Source organism: uncultured Odoribacter sp. (assembly GCF_937966165.1).
Lineage (GTDB): Bacteria > Bacteroidota > Bacteroidia > Bacteroidales > Marinifilaceae > Culturomica.
Map to the genome: position 1 here is coordinate 22,992 of NZ_CALCLB010000005.1, position 19,058 is coordinate 42,049.

12 protein-coding genes and 1 tRNA gene are annotated in these 19,058 nt (G+C 39.7%); 12 read left to right on the forward strand and 1 reads right to left on the reverse strand.

The window, feature by feature from the left end:
* Positions 1–42: 42 nt before the first annotated feature.
* The 8 genes from Q0465_RS01160 to Q0465_RS01195 all read left to right on the forward strand — a co-directional run bounded on the left by Q0465_RS01160 (position 43) and on the right by Q0465_RS01195 (position 11,925).
* Positions 43–1,920, forward strand: a complete 1,878-nt coding sequence (locus Q0465_RS01160; RefSeq protein ID WP_298611637.1) for a glycoside hydrolase family 13 protein — start codon at positions 43–45, stop codon at positions 1,918–1,920.
* A gap of 68 nt (positions 1,921–1,988) precedes the next feature.
* On the forward strand, positions 1,989–3,308 hold the full coding sequence (locus Q0465_RS01165; RefSeq protein ID WP_298611640.1) for an alpha-amylase family glycosyl hydrolase: 1,320 nt from the start codon (positions 1,989–1,991) through the stop codon (positions 3,306–3,308).
* Positions 3,309–4,044: 736 nt separating this feature from the next.
* Positions 4,045–5,298, forward strand: a complete 1,254-nt coding sequence (locus Q0465_RS01170; protein ID WP_298611643.1) for a Gfo/Idh/MocA family oxidoreductase — start codon at positions 4,045–4,047, stop codon at positions 5,296–5,298.
* Between the two features lie 18 nt (positions 5,299–5,316).
* Positions 5,317–8,709 (forward strand): DUF1080 domain-containing protein, encoded by a 3,393-nt coding sequence (locus Q0465_RS01175; RefSeq protein ID WP_298611646.1) that lies wholly within the window; start codon positions 5,317–5,319, stop codon positions 8,707–8,709.
* A 200-nt stretch (positions 8,710–8,909) separates the two neighbouring features.
* Positions 8,910–9,416, forward strand: coding sequence for a DoxX family protein (locus Q0465_RS01180; RefSeq protein WP_298611649.1), 507 nt, complete (start codon positions 8,910–8,912; stop codon positions 9,414–9,416).
* Positions 9,406–11,052: a Gfo/Idh/MocA family oxidoreductase gene (locus Q0465_RS01185; RefSeq protein WP_298611651.1), complete on the forward strand. Its 1,647-nt coding sequence runs from the start codon at positions 9,406–9,408 to the stop codon at positions 11,050–11,052. Before Q0465_RS01180 ends, Q0465_RS01185 begins: the two co-directional genes overlap by 11 nt.
* A 53-nt stretch (positions 11,053–11,105) precedes the next feature.
* Entirely contained in the window at positions 11,106–11,525 is a 420-nt protein-coding gene (locus Q0465_RS01190) for a thioesterase family protein (RefSeq protein ID WP_298611654.1), read from the forward strand.
* 325 nt (positions 11,526–11,850) lie between these two features.
* Positions 11,851–11,925 (forward strand) — tRNA-Val (locus Q0465_RS01195).
* A gap of 106 nt (positions 11,926–12,031) precedes the next feature.
* On the opposite strand, the gene Q0465_RS01200 is transcribed toward Q0465_RS01195, so the two are convergent.
* Complete coding sequence (locus Q0465_RS01200; protein ID WP_298611658.1) at positions 12,032–13,474, reverse strand: alpha-amylase; 1,443 nt, start codon at positions 13,472–13,474, stop codon at positions 12,032–12,034.
* 133 nt (positions 13,475–13,607) lie between these two features.
* Here Q0465_RS01200 and Q0465_RS01205 point away from each other — a divergent pair, with 133 nt between their 5' ends.
* The 4 genes from Q0465_RS01205 (at position 13,608) to speB (ending at position 19,029) form a co-directional block, all read left to right on the forward strand.
* Positions 13,608–15,308 (forward strand): alpha-glucosidase, encoded by a 1,701-nt coding sequence (locus Q0465_RS01205; RefSeq protein ID WP_298611661.1) that lies wholly within the window; start codon positions 13,608–13,610, stop codon positions 15,306–15,308.
* Positions 15,309–15,391: 83 nt separating this feature from the next.
* Positions 15,392–16,558, forward strand: coding sequence for a Xaa-Pro peptidase family protein (locus Q0465_RS01210; RefSeq protein ID WP_298611664.1), 1,167 nt, complete (start codon positions 15,392–15,394; stop codon positions 16,556–16,558).
* Between the two features lie 49 nt (positions 16,559–16,607).
* A complete protein-coding gene (locus Q0465_RS01215) occupies positions 16,608–17,948 on the forward strand; it encodes an amidohydrolase (protein ID WP_298611667.1) in 1,341 nt (446 codons plus the stop codon).
* A 220-nt stretch (positions 17,949–18,168) separates the two neighbouring features.
* A complete protein-coding gene (gene speB, locus Q0465_RS01220; RefSeq protein ID WP_298611670.1) occupies positions 18,169–19,029 on the forward strand; it encodes an agmatinase in 861 nt (286 codons plus the stop codon).
* Positions 19,030–19,058: the final 29 nt, after the last annotated feature.

A 19,058-nucleotide genomic window follows, 5' to 3' on the forward strand; every position in this document is an offset into this window, starting at 1 on the left:
ACGAGACAAAATCTGCAAGCTGTATTTTTAATTTAATGCGATATGAGAATAATAGGAATAATGATATTGCTGATGATATCCCTTAGTGTTTCCGCTAAGACATTTCAACCCAATAAAAAAAATCCGAAAATCCCTGTAGAAAGGATAGAACCTCCTAGCTGGTGGGTGGGAATGAAGAACCCGGAACTCCAGCTTATGGTGTATGGTCCTCAGATCTCTACTTATCGGCCTGAGATCCATTATGCAGGAGTGAAAATTGAAGGGGTAGTGACCACAACTAACCCGAATTATTTATTCATTTATTTGCATATAGACCAAACGGCAGCTGCCGGAGAAATGAAAATAGAGTTCTGGAAGGGGAACCGGGAGATTTTTAATTATCCCTATCTTTTGCAGAACCGACAGGAAGGATCCGGGGAACGGGAAGGTTTTAGCAGTGCTGATGTAGTTTATTTAGTGATGCCCGACCGGTTTGCAAATGGAAATCCGAATAATGACAGCCATGCGGAAACCATCGAAAAGGTAAACCGAAACGATATGAATGGAAGGCACGGGGGAGATATACAAGGAATTATCGATCATTTGGGTTATCTGGAAGATTTAGGGATTACGGCTTTATGGAGTACTCCCTTAATGGAGGATAATATGCCGGTTACTTCTTATCATACCTATGCCATTTCTGATTATTATAAAATTGATCCCCGTTACGGAACAAATGAAGACTATAAGCGATTGGCTGCAGAGGCAAAGAAAAGGGGTATAAAGCTTATTATGGATGTTGTAACGAATCATAATGGTACAGCTCACTGGTGGATGAAAGATTTACCGGCAGACGACTGGATTCATCAGCACGATACGTTTACCCGTTCTAATTTCCGGATAGGAACCGTACAGGATCCTTATGCAGCGGATGCAGATAGGAAATTGAATACGGAGGGATGGTTCGATACTTCTATGCCCGACTTGAATCAGAATAATCCTTTATTATTGGATTATCTGGTTCAGAATGCGATTTGGTGGACCGAATATGCGGACTTGGGTGGTTTGCGTATAGACACTTATCCATATAATCATAAGGAAGCTATGGCTGAATTCAACGAGAGAATAATGGCTGAATATCCGAATTTTAATATAGTGGGGGAAACATGGGTACATCAACCCGTTGAGGTTGCATATTGGCAAAAAGATGCCTTCAATTCAGATGGATTTAATTCGGAATTACCAACCGTTATGGATTTCCCTTTACAGGATGCTTTAATCGTTTTTACCAAGGAGAAACAAGGTTGGGACAAAGGGATTATGCGTCCGTATTCTATTTTTGCTCAGGATTATTTATATCCGGATCCTTACAATTTATTGATTTTTGCTGATAATCATGATACAGAACGAATATGGGAAGCTTTAAACGGGGATATCAATCAATTTAAATTGGTATTTACTTTGCTTGCGACAGCCAGAGGGATTCCTCAGATTTATTATGGTACAGAGATTATGATGCGGGGAGAAAAACAAAAAGGGGATGGAGATATCCGACGAGATTTTCCGGGAGGTTGGCCGGGAGATGAAGTTAGTGCTTTTACTGCTGAAGGGCGGACTGCAGAACAGAATGAAGTATTTGATTTTATGAGAAATTTATTGCAATGGCGGAAAGATAATCCCGTTATACATACGGGAGCTTTAAAACATTTTATACCGGAAAATGAATGTTATGTATTTTTCCGTTATAACGATGATAAGAAAGTAATGGTTATACTCAATAATTCAGATGAAGAATCAAAAGCCCTTGATTTGAAGAGATTTTCCGAAATGTTGTCTGATGTAAGTCAGGGAAGAGATATTTTAAGTGGGCGGGAAATAAAAGAGCTGCATTCTACTTTGATTATTCCGGCTAAAACGGCTATGGTGATAGAATTAGAATGATAGAAAGTATTATTTACTGTAAGAATCAGCTGGTATTTTTGCATGGATTTTAGTTATTAGATGGCATTATGGAAAAAGGAGAATATAAAATAGAGGGAAATAAAAAAATATGGGAAACTGTAAGTTGGGCAGGGAATGCTTCTATGTATGAAGTAAATATCCGGCAATATACTCCGGAGGGTACTTTTAATGCTTTTATGTCTCATTTGCCCCGTTTAAAAGAATTGGGTCTGGATATCCTATGGTTTATGCCGGTTACCCCCATTTCCCGGAAAAACAGAAAAGGGAGTTTGGGCAGTTACTATGCTGTTCAGGACTATCGGAAAGTAAATCCGGACTATGGAACACTGGAAGATTTTAAAAATTTGGTGAAACAGGCGCATGGGTTGGGATTTAAGGTAATTCTGGACTGGGTAGCGAATCACACTGGCTGGGACAATCCTCTGCTAGAGGAACATCCGGATTGGTATATTCAGAAGAATGGGGAAATTGTAAGTCCTGTGGAAGATTGGAGTGATGTGGCAGCATTGAATTATAATAACCGGGATTTGCGGGATTATATGATCGAAAGTATGATCTATTGGATCCGGGAGACGGATATTGATGGTTATCGCTGTGACATGGCTGCTCTAGTTCCCGCGGATTTTTGGAAAGAAGCCCGGGAGGCGTTAGAAAAAGTAAAACCTGTATTCATGCTGGCTGAAGCTTGGGAACCGGTATTGACGGAAAAGGCTTTTGATGCTTGTTATGGATGGGATTTGCATCACTTAATGAATAATATCGCACAGCGGAAACAGGATGGAACTTCTTTACCCGACTATTTTCATAAATTAAAAACACTTTATTCCGAGGAAACCATTATTATGAATTTCATCGATAATCACGATGAAAATTCATGGCAAGGACATATTCAGGAACGTTTAGGAGAAGCTTTCCGGCTTTACGCTGTCTTAATGTATACTGTTCCAGGAATGCCATTGGTATACACGGGGCAAGAGATTTGCTTTAATAAACGTTTGCTTTTTTTCGAAAAAGATGTGGTAGAATGGGAAGAAAATCCGGAATTATCCGTTTTTTACCGAAAACTAAATGACTTGAAACACCAAAATCCTGCTTTGCTGACAGGAAAGAATAGAGGATGTTTTCACATTATCCGGCACCAGAATGAAAAAGAAATATTTGTTTTTGAAAGATTTAAAGGAGATAGTCATGTTATTGTCATCTTGAATTTTTCCGCAGAAAAACAAGAATTACATTTAGAAAGCGTTTTACCGGGAACCTTTTTGGAATATTTTGATGATGAAAAGGCTGAAAATCTCCGTCGTATGACGTTATCTCCTTATGCCTATAAAGTATATATAAAACAATTTTCTCCTTATGCTTTCTAATTTTCTCCTCTTGTATTTTCTGACTGCTTTTTAGGTAAAAACGGGAAGATGCCGGAAAAGATTTGGCACCAAACCTGATAGGAGGCCGGAAATTGATTCTTTAATAATTCCTTTCCTCCATGCATTTGGGAGCAGACAGTCTCTTCCCCTGGCTAATGTTAGGGCCACTGTTTAACAAGTTGTATAATTTTTAGGGAAAAGCTTCTTATAAGTTGCATACGACTTTTCGTGAAGACCGGGAGATTTATGTTACCGTCAGATACGAAAGATGGTTTTTCAAATTGGATTGCCTTTAACGTTTACCCGGAATTTCAACTCATTTTTCTGCCCGTTTTTGATTAATAATTAGAAATTGCTTTTTTAAATTTAATGTTATTCCTGATTTAGAAGAGAAGGCTTGTGTTAAATAGTTGATATTTATATAAATATAGCTTCAAAAAATAAACTTTTAAAAAATGGTAATAGCCGCTATTACTTAAAAAAGGTTATTTTGACCTTTTTAATTTTTTTTTATCTTTACAACTGCAAATTTAAGGAAGTGGTGAGAAAAGAATTTCTTTGTTAAGAATCTCGGAAGGTAGTGTTTTACTAAGTCAAATAGAAAAGAAGCAACCTTTTTGTGTTTGGGTATAATGGGGTAAAATAGAAATTCAGATCATACTTTTTTGTGGGAAAAGTTAAAATTATATCAGGCTTTAATTTGTATTTTCAATATGACATTCTAATTTAAACATATATGACAACTCGAAGAGAATTTTTAAAAACAGTGGCTAGTTTGGCAGCTATCACTGTCGTTCCTCGTCACGTATTGGGACGAGGGTTTGTTGCTCCTAGTGATCAACTTACAAAAGGAATCATAGGTGTTGGAGCTATGGGAAGAGGCCATATCAATTATGGGAATACCCGTTTAGTAGCTATCTGTGATGTGGACAAAAATCATCTTCAGCAGGCAGCTAGTTTAGTGCCGGATAAGGTAGCTCAATATCATGATTTTAGAGATTTAATTCTGGATAAAAATGTAGATATTGTACATATTGCTACCCCGCCTCATTGGCATGCTATAATGGCAGTAGAAGCTGCGAAAGCAGGAAAAGATATCTGGTGTGAGAAGCCGATGACCCGAACGATAGGAGAAGGAAAAAGAGTGGTAGAAGCAATGAACCATTACGGACGTATTTTCAGATTGAATACGTGGTTCCGGTTTAAAGATTCTTTCTATGGTTTGGGGAGCCCGGTTAAGCCTTTAAAAAAGTTAGTTCAAAGCGGGATGTTGGGATGGCCTTTAAAAGTGACTATCAGTAAACATACTGGATTTGACTGGAAGTTTTATTGGGTCGGAAAGGAAAATTTGGATCCTCAGCCGGTACCTTCTGAATTGGATTATGATTTTTGGTTGGGACCGGCTCCTTACAAACCTTATAATGCACATAGGGTTCATCAGACTTTCAGAGGTTACTGGGATTATGATGGCGGAGGACTGGGGGATATGGGACAACACTATATCGATCCGGTACAGTACATACTGGGAAAAGATGAAACAAGCCCTGTGAAAGTAGAAGTGGATGCTCCTCAACAACATTACGATGCTGCCGGTACATGGCGTTCGATTACTTATACGTATGACGATGGATGCCAGATTGTATTGTGGGGAGGGGATTTTGGTAATCCGGGAACGCCTTATATTGCAGGTCCTAAAGGAAATGTCTATAAAAATTTTGTATGTGATATCCCTGATTGGGAAAAGAAATTAGCTGGTTTCCCTGATCCGGAACCTCAGCATACAGATTTTATGGAATGTATTAAAAACCGGCAAAAATTTGCTTTAAACGAAATGAACGGTCATCGTTCTTCTACAATTGTCAATATGGGAATAGTTGCTCTTCGTTTGAACCGGACGTTGCATTTTGATCCGGTGAAACAATTATTTATAAACGATGATGCTGCAAATTTATTGGTCAATCAGCCAATGAGGGCTCCCTGGAATATTTAATGATAAAAGAATGAATCTATGAAAAAGTTACAATTAATACTATTTTTCCTGTTTGTGTTGGGTAGTCTGGTTTACGGGCAGTTGGATGTGAACCGGACCGTAGCAACAAAATTAGCTGATGCATTAGCTGTTCTTCCGGCAGAAAAAGAAAAGGTTTTAAATCAGGCGATGGCGGATATTGCTTCTACGGGACAAGCTGGTTTAAGTGAATTAATCGATATGCGGGAGACTTCTACCGGGGAAGCGCGGGTAAGACTGGACTTTGCTTTGAATAGTATAACTGTTTATGCGACCTCTTTACAGGATCCTGCATTAAGGAACGATTTACAACAGGTATTTATAAAAGCCATTGAAAAGTTGGACAGGCCTGAATCAAAGGCATTTTATATGAATTTATTAGGAATGGTGGGGGATGATGCTTCTGTGGATTTATTTGCCTCTTATTTAAATGATCCCGTTCTTTCCGATAATGGAGCCCGTGGTTTAGCCAAAATAAAAACAGGAAAAGCAACTGATGCATTAATAAAAGCGTTAATGCAGGTTAATCCGGGTTTAAAAAAGAATAGTATGAATGCTTTAGGCGAAATTGCTTCGCCGGAAGCAGAAGATGTTTTGTTGGCACAGGAAGGAAAATTCCCGGCAGAAAATATAGATGTGTGGTATTTTGCACTTAGCCGGAGCGGGAGTACGAAGTCTTTGCCCGTTTTGGCAAAAGCGGCACAGGATGCTCATTATTCTTTGGATCTGAAGAGCGGAAATGAAGCCTATATCACTTTGTTGAATAAATTAGCAGATGAGGGTGAGAAAAAAACGGTTACTAAAGCAGCTTCTGAGTTGTATAAAAATGCTTTAAAAGCTCATCAGGTCGCTACGCGGATAGCTGCATTACAGATTTTATTGAAAACGGATGATAAGAACCGGGCCAAATGGATTATAAAAGCATTGAACGATCCCGAAAGGGAGTATCGGAATGCCGCATTGTTAGGTGCAGAAGAATACACAAATGATGCTTTGAACAGGGAGATTACCGGAAAGTTAAATAAGGCTGACATAGAGACTCAGATCGATATTATCAATTGGTTGGGAAAGAATAGAGTGGAAGCTTCTCTGCAAGAAATTATACCTTATGGGAAGAACGCGAATCCGGAATTAAGCCGGACTGCCATAAATGCGGTCGCCCGTATAGGGGGAAACGAAGCTATAGACTGTTTGTCGGGCCTGGTGGCTTCCGGGGATAAAAATCAGCTGGAAACTGCCGCTTATGTATTGAAATCAATGCCGGGAGATATTGCAGCTCCTTTAATGAATTTATTTGACAAGGCATCTGAAGAAGGTCAAAAAACGATTTTGCTGCTAATAGGTAGCCGGCGATGTGATAAGTATGCGCAAGATATGCTGAATTTTTCTGTAAATGCAGCACCCGGGGTAAAAGAGACAGCTCTTGCTGTATTGAAAGAAGTGGTTACGGCTGAAAATTTACCTCAGTTATATGAGCTGTTGAAAAATGTATCTTCTACAGAAGTAGATGCTGTCCAGCAGGCTATTATTGCTGCTTTACGTATGCTTCCGGCAAGGGAACGTTATGCTTCGGCTGCAGGGCAGATGAAAAAGGAAACCGGTAATATCCGGGACCGGTATTTTAGTATTTTAGCTGCAACCGGAGATCCTGCTGCTTTTGAAATGATCCGCCAAGGATTTGCAGAAGGAAATGCAGGGACCCAACAGGAAGCATTCAAAGCTTTACTTTTGTGGCCGGGTTTTGAGTCTGCAGAGGCTTTGTATACCATTTGTAAGAATGATGGGAATGGAAAATATTTTAATCCAGCTTTTGAAGCGTATGTAAATAAGATAGCCGGAACTGCTCTGGCAGGAGAGCAGAAATTATTGCTTTTGCGTAAAGCTTTGAAAATTGCACAAAATACTTCCCAGAAAAAGGCTGTTTTGGAACAAATCCAGAAAACCGGAACGTTCCTGGGATTAGTTACAGCTGGGGAATATTTGGAAGATAAAGATTTACAACAAACGGCTTGTCAGACTATAATGAATATTGCTTTGGGAAATAAAGCTTATTATGGGGAAGTCGTAAATCGGTTGTTAAACCGGGTGTTGGAAGTATTGAGCGGAACGGATAGTGATTATCAAAAACAAGCGATTCGGAAACATTTGGCTGAATTACCTGAAGGAGAAGGATTTATACGTATTTTTAACGGAAAGGATTTGGAAGGGTGGAAAGGGCTGGTCGGTAACCCGCTGACCCGGGCGAAAATGCCTGCTGCCCGTTTGGCTGCAGAACAAAAAAAGGCAGATAAATTGATGAGAGAATCCTGGAGTGTGGAAGATGGAATACTGGTATTTAACGGCAAGGGAGATAATCTTTGTACGGAAAAAAAATACGGGGATTTTGAAATGTATGTCGATTGGAAACTTTATCCGGAAGGCAAAGAGGCGGACGCCGGTATTTATTTGCGTGGTACACCTCAGGTACAAATTTGGGATACTGCCCGTCGTGATGTCGGTGCTCAGGTGGGTTCAGGAGGCCTCTACAATAATGAAATAAATTTGCGGAATCCGCTTCTGGTAGCAGACAATCAGTTGGGAGAATGGAATAGCTTCTTTATCCGGATGATTGGGGAACGGGTTTCTGTATGGTTGAACGGAATTAAAGTGGTCGATAATGTTATTTTTGAAAATTATTGGGACAGAACCCAGCCTGTTCCTTTTATGGAACAAATCGAATTACAGGCGCATGGAAGTAAAGTGGCTTATCGGGATATTTTTGTGCGGGAGATTCCGAGGGTAGAACCCTATGAAGTGTCTGCCGAAGAAGCAAAAGAAGGTTTCCGTGCTTTATTTAACGGAGTTTCCATGCACAATTGGACAGGAAATACAAAAGATTATGTCGCGGAAAAAGGATGTATAGTGCTTTATCCGGAAAATAGAGGGGGAGGTAATTTATATACCAAAGAGGAATTTTCCGATTTCGTATTCCGTTTCGAATTTATGCTGACGCCCGGCGCAAACAACGGTTTGGGTATCCGTACCCCCACCGAAGGAGATGCTGCTTATGTCGGTATGGAACTTCAGATATTGGACAATGAAGATCCGATTTATAAAAATCTGAAAAAATATCAGTATCATGGTTCGGTATACGGTATTATTCCTGCCCGCAGAGGTTTCTTAAAACCTGTCGGAGAATGGAATTATGAGGAAGTTATAGCAAAGGGTAACCGGATCAAGGTCATTCTGAATGGAGAAGTCATTCTGGACGGGGACATTAAAGAAGCAACTCTTAACGGTACAATGGATAAACGTGAACATCCGGGATTGTTTAATAAAAAAGGACATATCGGATTCCTGGGGCATGGATCGGTTGTGAAATTTAAAAATATACGGATTAAAGAATTAAAATAAAAAATACGCAGGCATTTAAATGCGAAAACAGATAAATGCTCACTTTTCGACTCGCTGATTAACGAACCTTCGGTTCTGATTAAGAAATTTAACCGGAAATGTTAGTTCTGTTAATCAGCGAAATGTTAATTCATTTGAATTTTTGGAACATTGAATCCGGATGGGCTGATGGACTGGCCGCCGGACAAATAAAATAAATTATGGGGCAGAGAACGCAGTTTTTATATAGCAGAGCACAATTGTTTTTTTTAGTACTTCTACGTATTCTGATCGGGTGGCATTTTTTATATGAAGGGTTGAGTAAAATTTTTAATCCCAAATGGACTTCCTATGGTTATTTAATGGATGCACAAGGTTTTTTGGGTAATTTTTTTCATTCTTTAGCGGATCATCCGGCTTCTTTAGAGATCGTTGATTTTTTAAATCCGATCGGTTTGACGCTGGTTGGATTGTCTCTTATTATAGGCATTGCTGTTCGTTTCGGACTTATCGGCGGTATTTTTTTATTGGCTCTTTACTATTTGTCCCATATTCCTTATATCGGGGCAGAATATCTTTTCCCTTCCGAAGGGTCTTATTTATGGATAGATAAAAATATAATAGAGATATGTGCTTTGTGTTTGCTGATGGTGTTTCCTACATCCGGCATTATCGGCTTGGATAGATTGTTGAACAGATATTGGAAAAAGAATCGATATGGTAGATGATACTCAGAGTGGAGAACCGCTGAATACGGCTCCGGACGAAGGAAGACGGAATTTCTTGAAATCTTTGGCTACAGTTCCTTTGTTAGGGGCAATGGCTTATGGTGTTTATAAGAAAGTAAACCGGGAGCGTGTACGCCGGAATGTAAGTGATGTATTTAAATTGGAAGGATATTCTCCGCAGATATTGCCGATACAGCCGGAAGGAAAAAAAATACGCTTGGGGATGATAGGTTTCGGTATACGGGGCAAGCTATTACTGCGGAGTTGCGGTTTTGCAGAACCCGAATACATTGAGAAATTGAAAGAAGAGGCCCGTTTAAATCCTAAAGATACCCGTTATGAGATGTTTTGTAATCAGGAGGATTTGAATATTGAGATTGCTGCTGTCTGTGATATTTTTGATACGCATGCGGAAGCAGCTATGCGGGCAGCTGCTAATGGGAGTAGGGAAGGGGCTAATGGCAAATTGGGCAAACTTCCCAAACGCTACCGGAATTATCGGGACTTACTTTCTGATCCTGAAATTGACGCTGTTATTATTGCCACTCCGGATCACTGGCATGGGACGATGGCTATAGAGGCGGCCCTCCGGGGAAAACATGTTTATTTGGAAAAACCGATGACCTGGACGGTTCCGGAAACTTATGCCGTACGGGAAGCTGTCCGGCAAAGCGGAATTGTGTTTCAGTTAGGACATCAGGGACGTCAGACAGATAGCTATGTCAGAGCTAAAGAAATTATTGACAAAGGATATCTGGGTCCTGTCAACCTGATAGAAGTATGTACAAACCGGAATGATCCGAACGGAGCCTGGGTATATGATATAGAAGAATCTGCTAATCCGCAGACGATCGACTGGAAGCAATTTATTCCGGATGAAAGGCGTTTGAAAGAATATTACGCCTATATGAAAGCCAATCAGCTGGACCGTTTCCTGGGACCGGATCCTTATGAAAAATTTAGCTTGGAACGTTTTTTCCGCTGGAGATGCTGGTGGGATTACAGTACCGGATTGAGTGGTGATTTATTGACTCACGAATATGATGCGATTAATCAGATTATGGAAGTAGGCATACCCTATTCGGCGACCTCTTCGGGCGGGATTTATTTTTTTAAAGACGGACGTACTGTACCGGATGTGTTACAAACGACTTTTGAATTTCCGGATAAGAATTTGACTTTACTTTATAGCGCTACACAGGCCAGTAGCCGGCAGAGAGGAAAAGTCATTATGGGACATGATGCTAGCATGGAACTGGGGAATACCCTTACAATAAAGGTAGACGGTGACTCTACCCGTTATAAAAAGAAAATTGAAGAAGGCATAATACAACCGGATGTTCCTTTTTATAATTATATTCCGGGTTCCAATGATGTAGATGCGATTACTTCGGCTACTGAACTCTATTTTGCCCAAAGGGGGCTATTGTATACTTATGTGAACGGGCAGCGGTATAATACAACTTATTTACATATACGGGAGTGGCTGGAATGTATCCGGAGGGGATTGACTCCGAGTTGCAATATCGACCGGGCCTTTGAGGAAGCAATGAGTGCCCATATGGGAACCCGGGCTTATCTGGAAGGCCGTACCATGTATTGGGATAAAGAAAAGGAAGAAATAGTCAGGGGATAGGATTAAATAATTTATGTAAATTTATACCGGAATAGTAAAAAATATTGAAGTATATGAAAGAATATATTTTTGAATTGGAAATGAAAGTCCGGGATTATGAATGTGATTTACAAGGAATTGTAAATAATGCAAATTATCAGCATTATATGGAGCACGCCCGGCATGAATTTTTGGAGAAAAGCGGTGCTAATTTCGGAAATTTACATAAGCAGGGAATAGATGCAGTTGTAGCAAAAGTAGAAATCGACTACAAAGTTTCATTGACTAGTGGAGACCGTTTTGCAGTACGTTTGTATATTGTCCGTTCGGGAGTAAAATTGGTATTTTTCCAGGATATTTACCGGTTACCGGATAATAAACTCTGTGCAAAAGGGAAAGTGGAATCTGTTTGTGTTGAAAAGGGACGGTTGACGAGAGGAGAATTATTTGATGAGATTTTTGCTTCCTATTTGAAGGGGAAAACTTCGGTATAAATCTGAAAATGTAAAAGTGTTTAAACATTTAGGATTAATATTGCTTTCTTTCGGATAAAAAATCTTTTTGTGAACGCCGGAAAACAACATTGCGATTAGGATTATAAAATGAAAAATATTCGAAAAGTCAGCAGAATTGGTGTACGGCAGACTTTTGAATATCGGAAGTGCAGTATCTGTTCATTTAAAGGCATTCCTTTCGGGCAAATAAATTTTTAAAGCCCGGATTTTTTGAAGATTTGTAAATTTTTTGAAAAAAGAAAGAGATTTTTTTGGTCGGAATAAAAAAAGCGCTACTTTTGTACCCGCATCAGATAGATGTCCCGGGCGCTTAGCTCAGTTGGTTTAGAGCATCTGGTTTACACCCAGAGGGTCGGGGGTTCGAATCCCTCAGCGCCCACATAAAATAAGACCTTCCGATAAGGTCTTATTTTTGTATAGATGCCTTTAAAAGAGAAAGGAATTTTCTCACAGTGTACCAAAAAATATATAAACCCGGATTTCCTTTATTTTTTTACCCATACAGCAATTTTGCCTCCGGATACAAGAAATTTTCCGTTTCCGTTTTCATCGATTTTAATTTCTTCCTGACGATTGCCTGTAATTTCATGCCAGATTTCGTTTTTGTGTTTTTTCCCGACATTCATGACCTTATCTCCGTTATCTCCGTTGGAAAGCAAAAGGACGAGGCCGGAATCCGGATGCGCTTTATCCCCCGATCTTACAAAACCGACTGTGTTGGGATGGTCAAAATAATTTTTTTGTTCTCCGTAAGCGTATTTTCGGCGGGCTGCTAATAGAATATCCAGAATGACCCGATGAGGAGAATTTTTTCCGGATACACCGTAATAATCCCCATAAAAAATACACGGATAACCTTCTTTCATCAATAAAATTAATCCATATGCCAGCGGTTTAAACCAATCTTTTACCTGTGACTCCAGTGAACTGTTTTTTTGAGAATCGTGATTATCTATAAAAGTGACAGCTAGTTCAGGATGGTTTTGTACCAAAGTATCTTTCAGCAGGTCTTGTAAATTGTAGTTTTTACCTATCCGGGAAGCCTGAAATAAATTAAAATGCAAAGGAACATCAAATAAATCGATCTTATAATCGACCTTGGAGAGATAGCTTTCCAAGGAATCTTTATCGTCTTTCCAATATTCTCCGACGGCATAAAATTGTTCCCCCCGGCCGGCTCTTACAACTTCCAGAAAATGTTTGATGAATTGGTCATTCATGTGTTTAATGGCGTCCAATCGCATCCCGTCGAGCTTTAATTCCCGGGAAACCCAAATGCCCCATTGAGTCATTTCCTTTACTACTTCCGGATGGTCAAAGTCGATATCTGCAAACATCAAATAGTCGTAATTCCCATTTTCTCTGTCGACATTTTTACTCCAGGATTTTCCGTCGCTTACAATTTCATAAATGGCTTTTTTATGATTTGCTTCATTGTAATCTGTCCCTGTAAAATGATACCAATGCCATTTAAAAGGAGAATATTTATCTCCCCTTCCGGGAAAATTAAAACCTGTCCAGCCTTCAATTTCGTAAGGTTGACTGATATCTTGTTCTCTTTGTTCGGGATTTACTTCTTTGGCCATAAATTTTTCGGTATAATCGGCTCCGGCTTTATGGTTCATTACGGCATCTAAATATACATTAACCTCATATTTATGTAGCTCTTCTATCATCTCTTGCAGTTCCTGACGGGTTCCGTATTTGGTACGTATTGTCCCTTTCTGATTGAATTCTCCTAAATCGTAGAGGTCGTAAGTACTATAACCCTGGTCGTTTTGCTGGGAAGCCTTGTAAGCGGGAGGAATCCATACGGCTGTTATACCCATTTCGTGTAAATGAGCAGCATCTTCTTTTAAGTGTTTCCAAAGTTTACCATCGTTCGGCAGATTCCATTCGAAATATTGCATCATTACCCCGTTATTCATAGCTTTTTTGTATTTTTATTTCTTTTATAAAACGTTATTAAATGGGATTAAGTTTGGATAGAAAAGAAAAAGTAATTGGCATTGAACTTATATTTTTTTACGGCGTAATAAAGTAAAAACGGAATTTTTCAATATGAAACAATCGGAAAACAGGCCTGCATGGTGGAAAGAATCTATTGTTTATCAAATCTATCCCCGGAGTTTTCAGGATAGTAACGGGGATGGAATTGGCGACTTAAAAGGCATTATTTCCCGTTTGGATTATGTCAAAAGCTTGGGGATAAATGTAATTTGGTTAAATCCGATATGTGCTTCTCCCAATGATGATAACGGATATGATATTAGTGATTACCGGCAGATTATGGGAGATTTTGGAACAATGGAAGATTTCGATCTTTTAGTGCAGGAAGTCCATGCCCGTGATTTGAGATTAATATTGGATTTGGTTGTCAATCATACCAGCGATGAACATCCCTGGTTTATAGAAGCCCGGACTTCCCGTTCTAATGCTTATTACTCCTATTATCATTGGTGGCCTGCAGAGCAAGGGCAACCGCCACTACGTCTGAGTTTTTTTGATGAGAAAGGAGATGCCTGGCGTTATAATCCCCGGACAAAATCTTATTATTTGCATTACTTTTCCCGTAAACAACCGGATTTGAATTGGGAAAATCCGGAAGTACGCCAGGAAATATATGCCATGATGAAATTTTGGCTGAATAAAGGGATTGACGGATTCCGAATGGACTCGATTACTTATATATCAAAAGATATTCGTTTCCCTGAAATCGACCCTAACCAATATCCCGGGATTTTTGAATATTATGCGCAGGGACCTTACCTGCACGAATATTTGCATGAAATGAACCGGGCGGTGTTAAGTAAATACAATATTATGACGGTAGGAGAAGGTTCCGGAGAAACTGCTGAACAACTGGCTCTGTTTGTTGAACCGGCACGGGAAGAATTGGATATGCTATACGGATTCGGACCTTCGCAGGTGAGAAATAAGACAAAACCGGATTCTCTTTATACCGGTATTCCCTATAGTTTAATCGCTTTAAAAAAAATGTTTACCCTCTGGGATAAAGCGGTAGGAGAGGGATGGCCTGCTGTATACCTGGGGAATCACGATCAGCCCCGTATGCTCAGCCGTTTTGGAAACGATAGTAGGGAATATCGGGAAATCTCGGCAAAAATGTTGACGACTTTTTTGCTTACAATGAGGGGAACCCCTTATTGGTATGCCGGGGATGAAATCGGGATGTGTAATATAAAATTCGATCATATCGAAGACTATAAGGATATAAATACAAAGAACCTTTACAAACAAATAGAAGAAAAAGGTGGAAATGTTCCGGCTTTTTTGGAGGAACAAAAACAACTTGCCCGGGACAATGCCCGCACCCCCTTTCAGTGGAATAAATCTCCTTATGCCGGTTTTAGTACAGTTAAACCCTGGTTAAAAGTGAATCCTGATTATTGTCAAATAAATGTGGAAAATCAGGAAAAAGATCCTTTTTCAGTTTTAAATTATTTCCGGGAATTGATAAAGATGCGACAAAATTACAGGGCTTTCGTGTATGGTAAATATATATTATTAGATGCAGCGAATAAAAAGGTGTTTTCTTACCTTAGAGAGGAAGGACAGCAAAGGTTTTTGGTCACCTTAAATTTTTCTCCGAAAAATGCTTGTGTTATTCCCGGTATGGACATGAGTCAGGCTCGTCTTTTTTTAAGTAATTACAAAGAAAGGGAAAAAGAAAAGGTTTGCAGGAAAATAAAACTTCGTCCCTATGAAGCCAATATCTGGAAATGGGAAGAGGCAGATTAAGGCTGCCCGGTATATTTTCGCCGTAAGGGAGGATTTGTTATAGAAGCATTATTTTTATATTTGTCGCATATAAAAAGAAAAAAATGTCACTGGAAGCGGATTTACTGCAAAGGCGCAAAAATATACAAAAACAGATGGATGAGAAGGGCATGGAAGCCTGTCTGTTGACAATACCCCTGAATTTGTATTATCTGTGTGGATATGTTTTTAACGGTTATTATTATTTACCTGTAGAAGGGGAACCGCATTTGTTTGTAAAACGTCCGGTTGATTTATTGGAGAGGAATGTTCATTTTATAAGAAAACCGGAACAGATTCCGGATTTATTTCGGGAGAACGGATGGAAACTTCCGGAAAGGCTTTTATTGGAGGAGGATGAATTGACTTATAGTGAAACCATTCGTTTACAACATATTTTTGAACTTCAGGGGACGGGTAATATTACGCCTTGGATCCGCCGGATGCGGATGATAAAATCTGCTTGGGAGATTCAGCAAATGCAGGAGACTGCAGAAAAACAGAGCTTTGTCTACAGTCAGATTCCGGAATGCTATCGGCCGGGTATGACGGATCTCGAATTACAGTATGAAATAGAGTACAGAATGCGCCGGGAGGGGTCGATTGGTTTTTTCAGGACTTTTGGGAGCCACATGGAAATTTTTATGGGAAGCGTGTTGGCGGGAGAAAATGCTGAAGTGCCCTCTCCCTTCGATTTTGCTTTAGGGGGTGGCGGGATGCATCCTTCTTCCCCTTTGGGAGCTAACGGAACACTTTTAAAAAAAGGGATTTCCGTGATGATAGATATGGCTGGTAATTATACAGCTTATCAGACGGATATGACCCGTATATACGCTATCGGAAAGCTATCTTCCGAAGCTTATAAAACTCATGAAATATCCCGCTGGCTTCATCAGGAAATTATAGATACAGTTGGGCCGGGAACTGCCTGTGCTGAAGTTTACCGGAAAGTGGAAAAAAGAATAAAAGAAGCGGGGTTATCAGCTTATTTTATGGGGACCCGTCAACAAGCTCATTTTGTGGGACATGGGGTAGGGTTGCAAATCAACGAATTGCCTGTTTTAGCTTCCCGTTCTAAAGAAGTGCTTCAGATAGGGATGACATTTGCTTTTGAACCAAAATTTGTTATTCCTTCAGTGGGAGCTGTCGGAATAGAAAATACTTTTTTAGTGACTGCAAACGGTCTTAAAAAATTGACTTATTTTCCGGAAGAGATTATTCCTTTGGAATAAACCGGAAATTCTGCAATATCTTTATCTTTACAAAACTAAAAACTTGTTTATGGAGAAATTGATTTATAATGCACGGATTGTGACAATGAACCGGAGTATGGAAGTTATTGAGAAGGGATATATCCGGATAAGTCAGGGAAAAATTAAGGAAATAGGGGCGATGGAAGAATTAGGGGATGGGGAAACGAGGAATATTCATCCTTCCGGAGTGGCTTATGATGCCGGAGGAATGTGGATTATTCCCGGTTTTGTGAATACGCATACCCATGTCCCTATGACGATGTTTCGGGGATATGCCGATGATCTTCCGTTACATACCTGGTTGACAGAATATATTTTCCCGGCAGAAGCAAAACTGGTTCGTCCGGAAAATGTGAGAATTGCCTCCCGCCTGGCATTTTTAGAAATGATAAAATCCGGGACGACCTGCTTTAATGATATGTATTTTTATGAAGATATTATTGCTGAAGAAGCCAAAAAAGCAGGTTTAAGGGGAGTGATGAATGAGTCTGTGATTGATTTTCCTACAGCCAGTTTCCGAACGGTAAGGGAAGGATTTGAACAAACAGAGAGACTTATCCGGAAATGGGCAGGAGATCCTTCCATTCATCCGTCGGTTTGTGTGCATGCTCCGTATACTTGTTCTCAGAAAACGTTACAAGAAGCGAAAAAACTGGCAGATCAATATTCGGCTTTATTGCAGATTCATTTGGCTGAAACGCGTAAAGAAGTGAAAGATATTACAGCAGAGAAAGGAGTGCCTCCTGCTGAATACCTTTATTCTATAGGTCTATTGGACCGGAATGTGATTGCTGCCCATTGCGTTTGGCTGAATGAAAAAGAAGTGGAATTGTTAGCGGAGACGGGTACTTCGATTGGGCATTGTCCGAAAAGTAATCTGAAACTTGCCAGTGGTATTGCTGATACAGATACTTATATAAAAGCTGATATCACAGTTGGGTTGGGAACGGATGGAACAGCTAGTAATAATTCTTTGGATATGGTTGAGGAGATGCGTTTTGCAGCTTTATTACCGAAAGTAGTGCATTCCGACCCGGAAGCTGTAAATGCGAAAATGGCGTTGAGAATGGCTACAATTGAGGGGGCCAGGGCTTTGGGCTTGGGAGAGATTACCGGTTCTCTTGAAAAAGGGAAACGGGCTGATTTGATCATAGTACACGCTGAAGCCACCAATATGGTACCTCAATATGACGTTTATTCAGCTATTGTGTATGCTATGAATAGTAAAAATATCCGTTCTTCCATGGTAGAAGGGGAATGGATTATGCGGGATCGTGTCGTACTTCACATCAATAAAGACGAAACTGTTGAGGGGATAAAACGTATCGCTGCCGACATGGAAAATAGAAATTCAGGGAAATTGTACTAGATAGAATGAACTGAAATAGAAAAACGAAATGTTGGAAACCCAATCGTTCAGTTGTTTGGCTATTCTGAGGTTTGAATAAGCAGTTCAGTATTTCGTTTTTGTCTGATCAGCAGGATTTACAGATGTTTTTATTTGAAAGAGGGATAAGTATTTCGGGAAATTTCATAACTTTACCTCTCTGTTAGAAGAGAGTCTTTATTAAACTTTTTAAACGCTAAGTATGGAAAAATTGAATTACGGAGGATTAGATAATGAATTTACGGCTTATGAAAATGCCAGGATAGTTATATTACCTGTTCCGTATGATGGTACGAGCACTTGGTTGAAGGGAGCCGATAAAGGGCCGCAGGCTATTCTGGAAGCTTCGGCTAATATGGAGCTTTACGATATTGAAACAGATTCTGAAGTTTATACACAGGGGATTGCGACTTTGGACGCCGTAACTGAAAATCAGTCACCGGAGGCGATGGCAGATGCTGTGGAGAAAAAGATAGATTCCGTTTTAAATGATAAAAAATTCCCGGTTCTTTTAGGAGGGGAACATTCTGTCAGTATAGGTTCAATCCGTGCTTTTGCAAAGCATTATGAAAATTTTTCTGTACTTCAGTTAGATGCTCATTCGGATATGCGGGACAGTTATGAGGGGTCAGACCATAATCATGCTTGTGTTATGGCCCGGGCGAAAGAAATGGCAACTGTTGCTCAGGTGGGAATCCGGAGTTCCTGTATAGAAGAAAAACACAATATTGATCCCGACCGGATTTTTTATGCACATGAAATTAAAGAATCTCCGACCTGGATGTATGAGGTTTCTGAAAAATTGAATGATAATGTATACATTACGATTGATTTGGATGTATTTGATCCTGCCTATATGCCTTCTACCGGAACTCCTGAACCGGACGGCTTGGCTTACCGGGAAGTAATTAATTTTCTGAAATTGATTAACGAAAGACATAATATTATCGGATTGGATGTAGTAGAACTTTGTCCCAATGAAGTCAATAAAGCTCCGGATTTTCTGGCATCGAAACTGATTTATCAAATATTGAGTATGAAATTCAATCCTGTGCAGGGATAGATGTTTTTTAGGAAATAAAATAGATTATA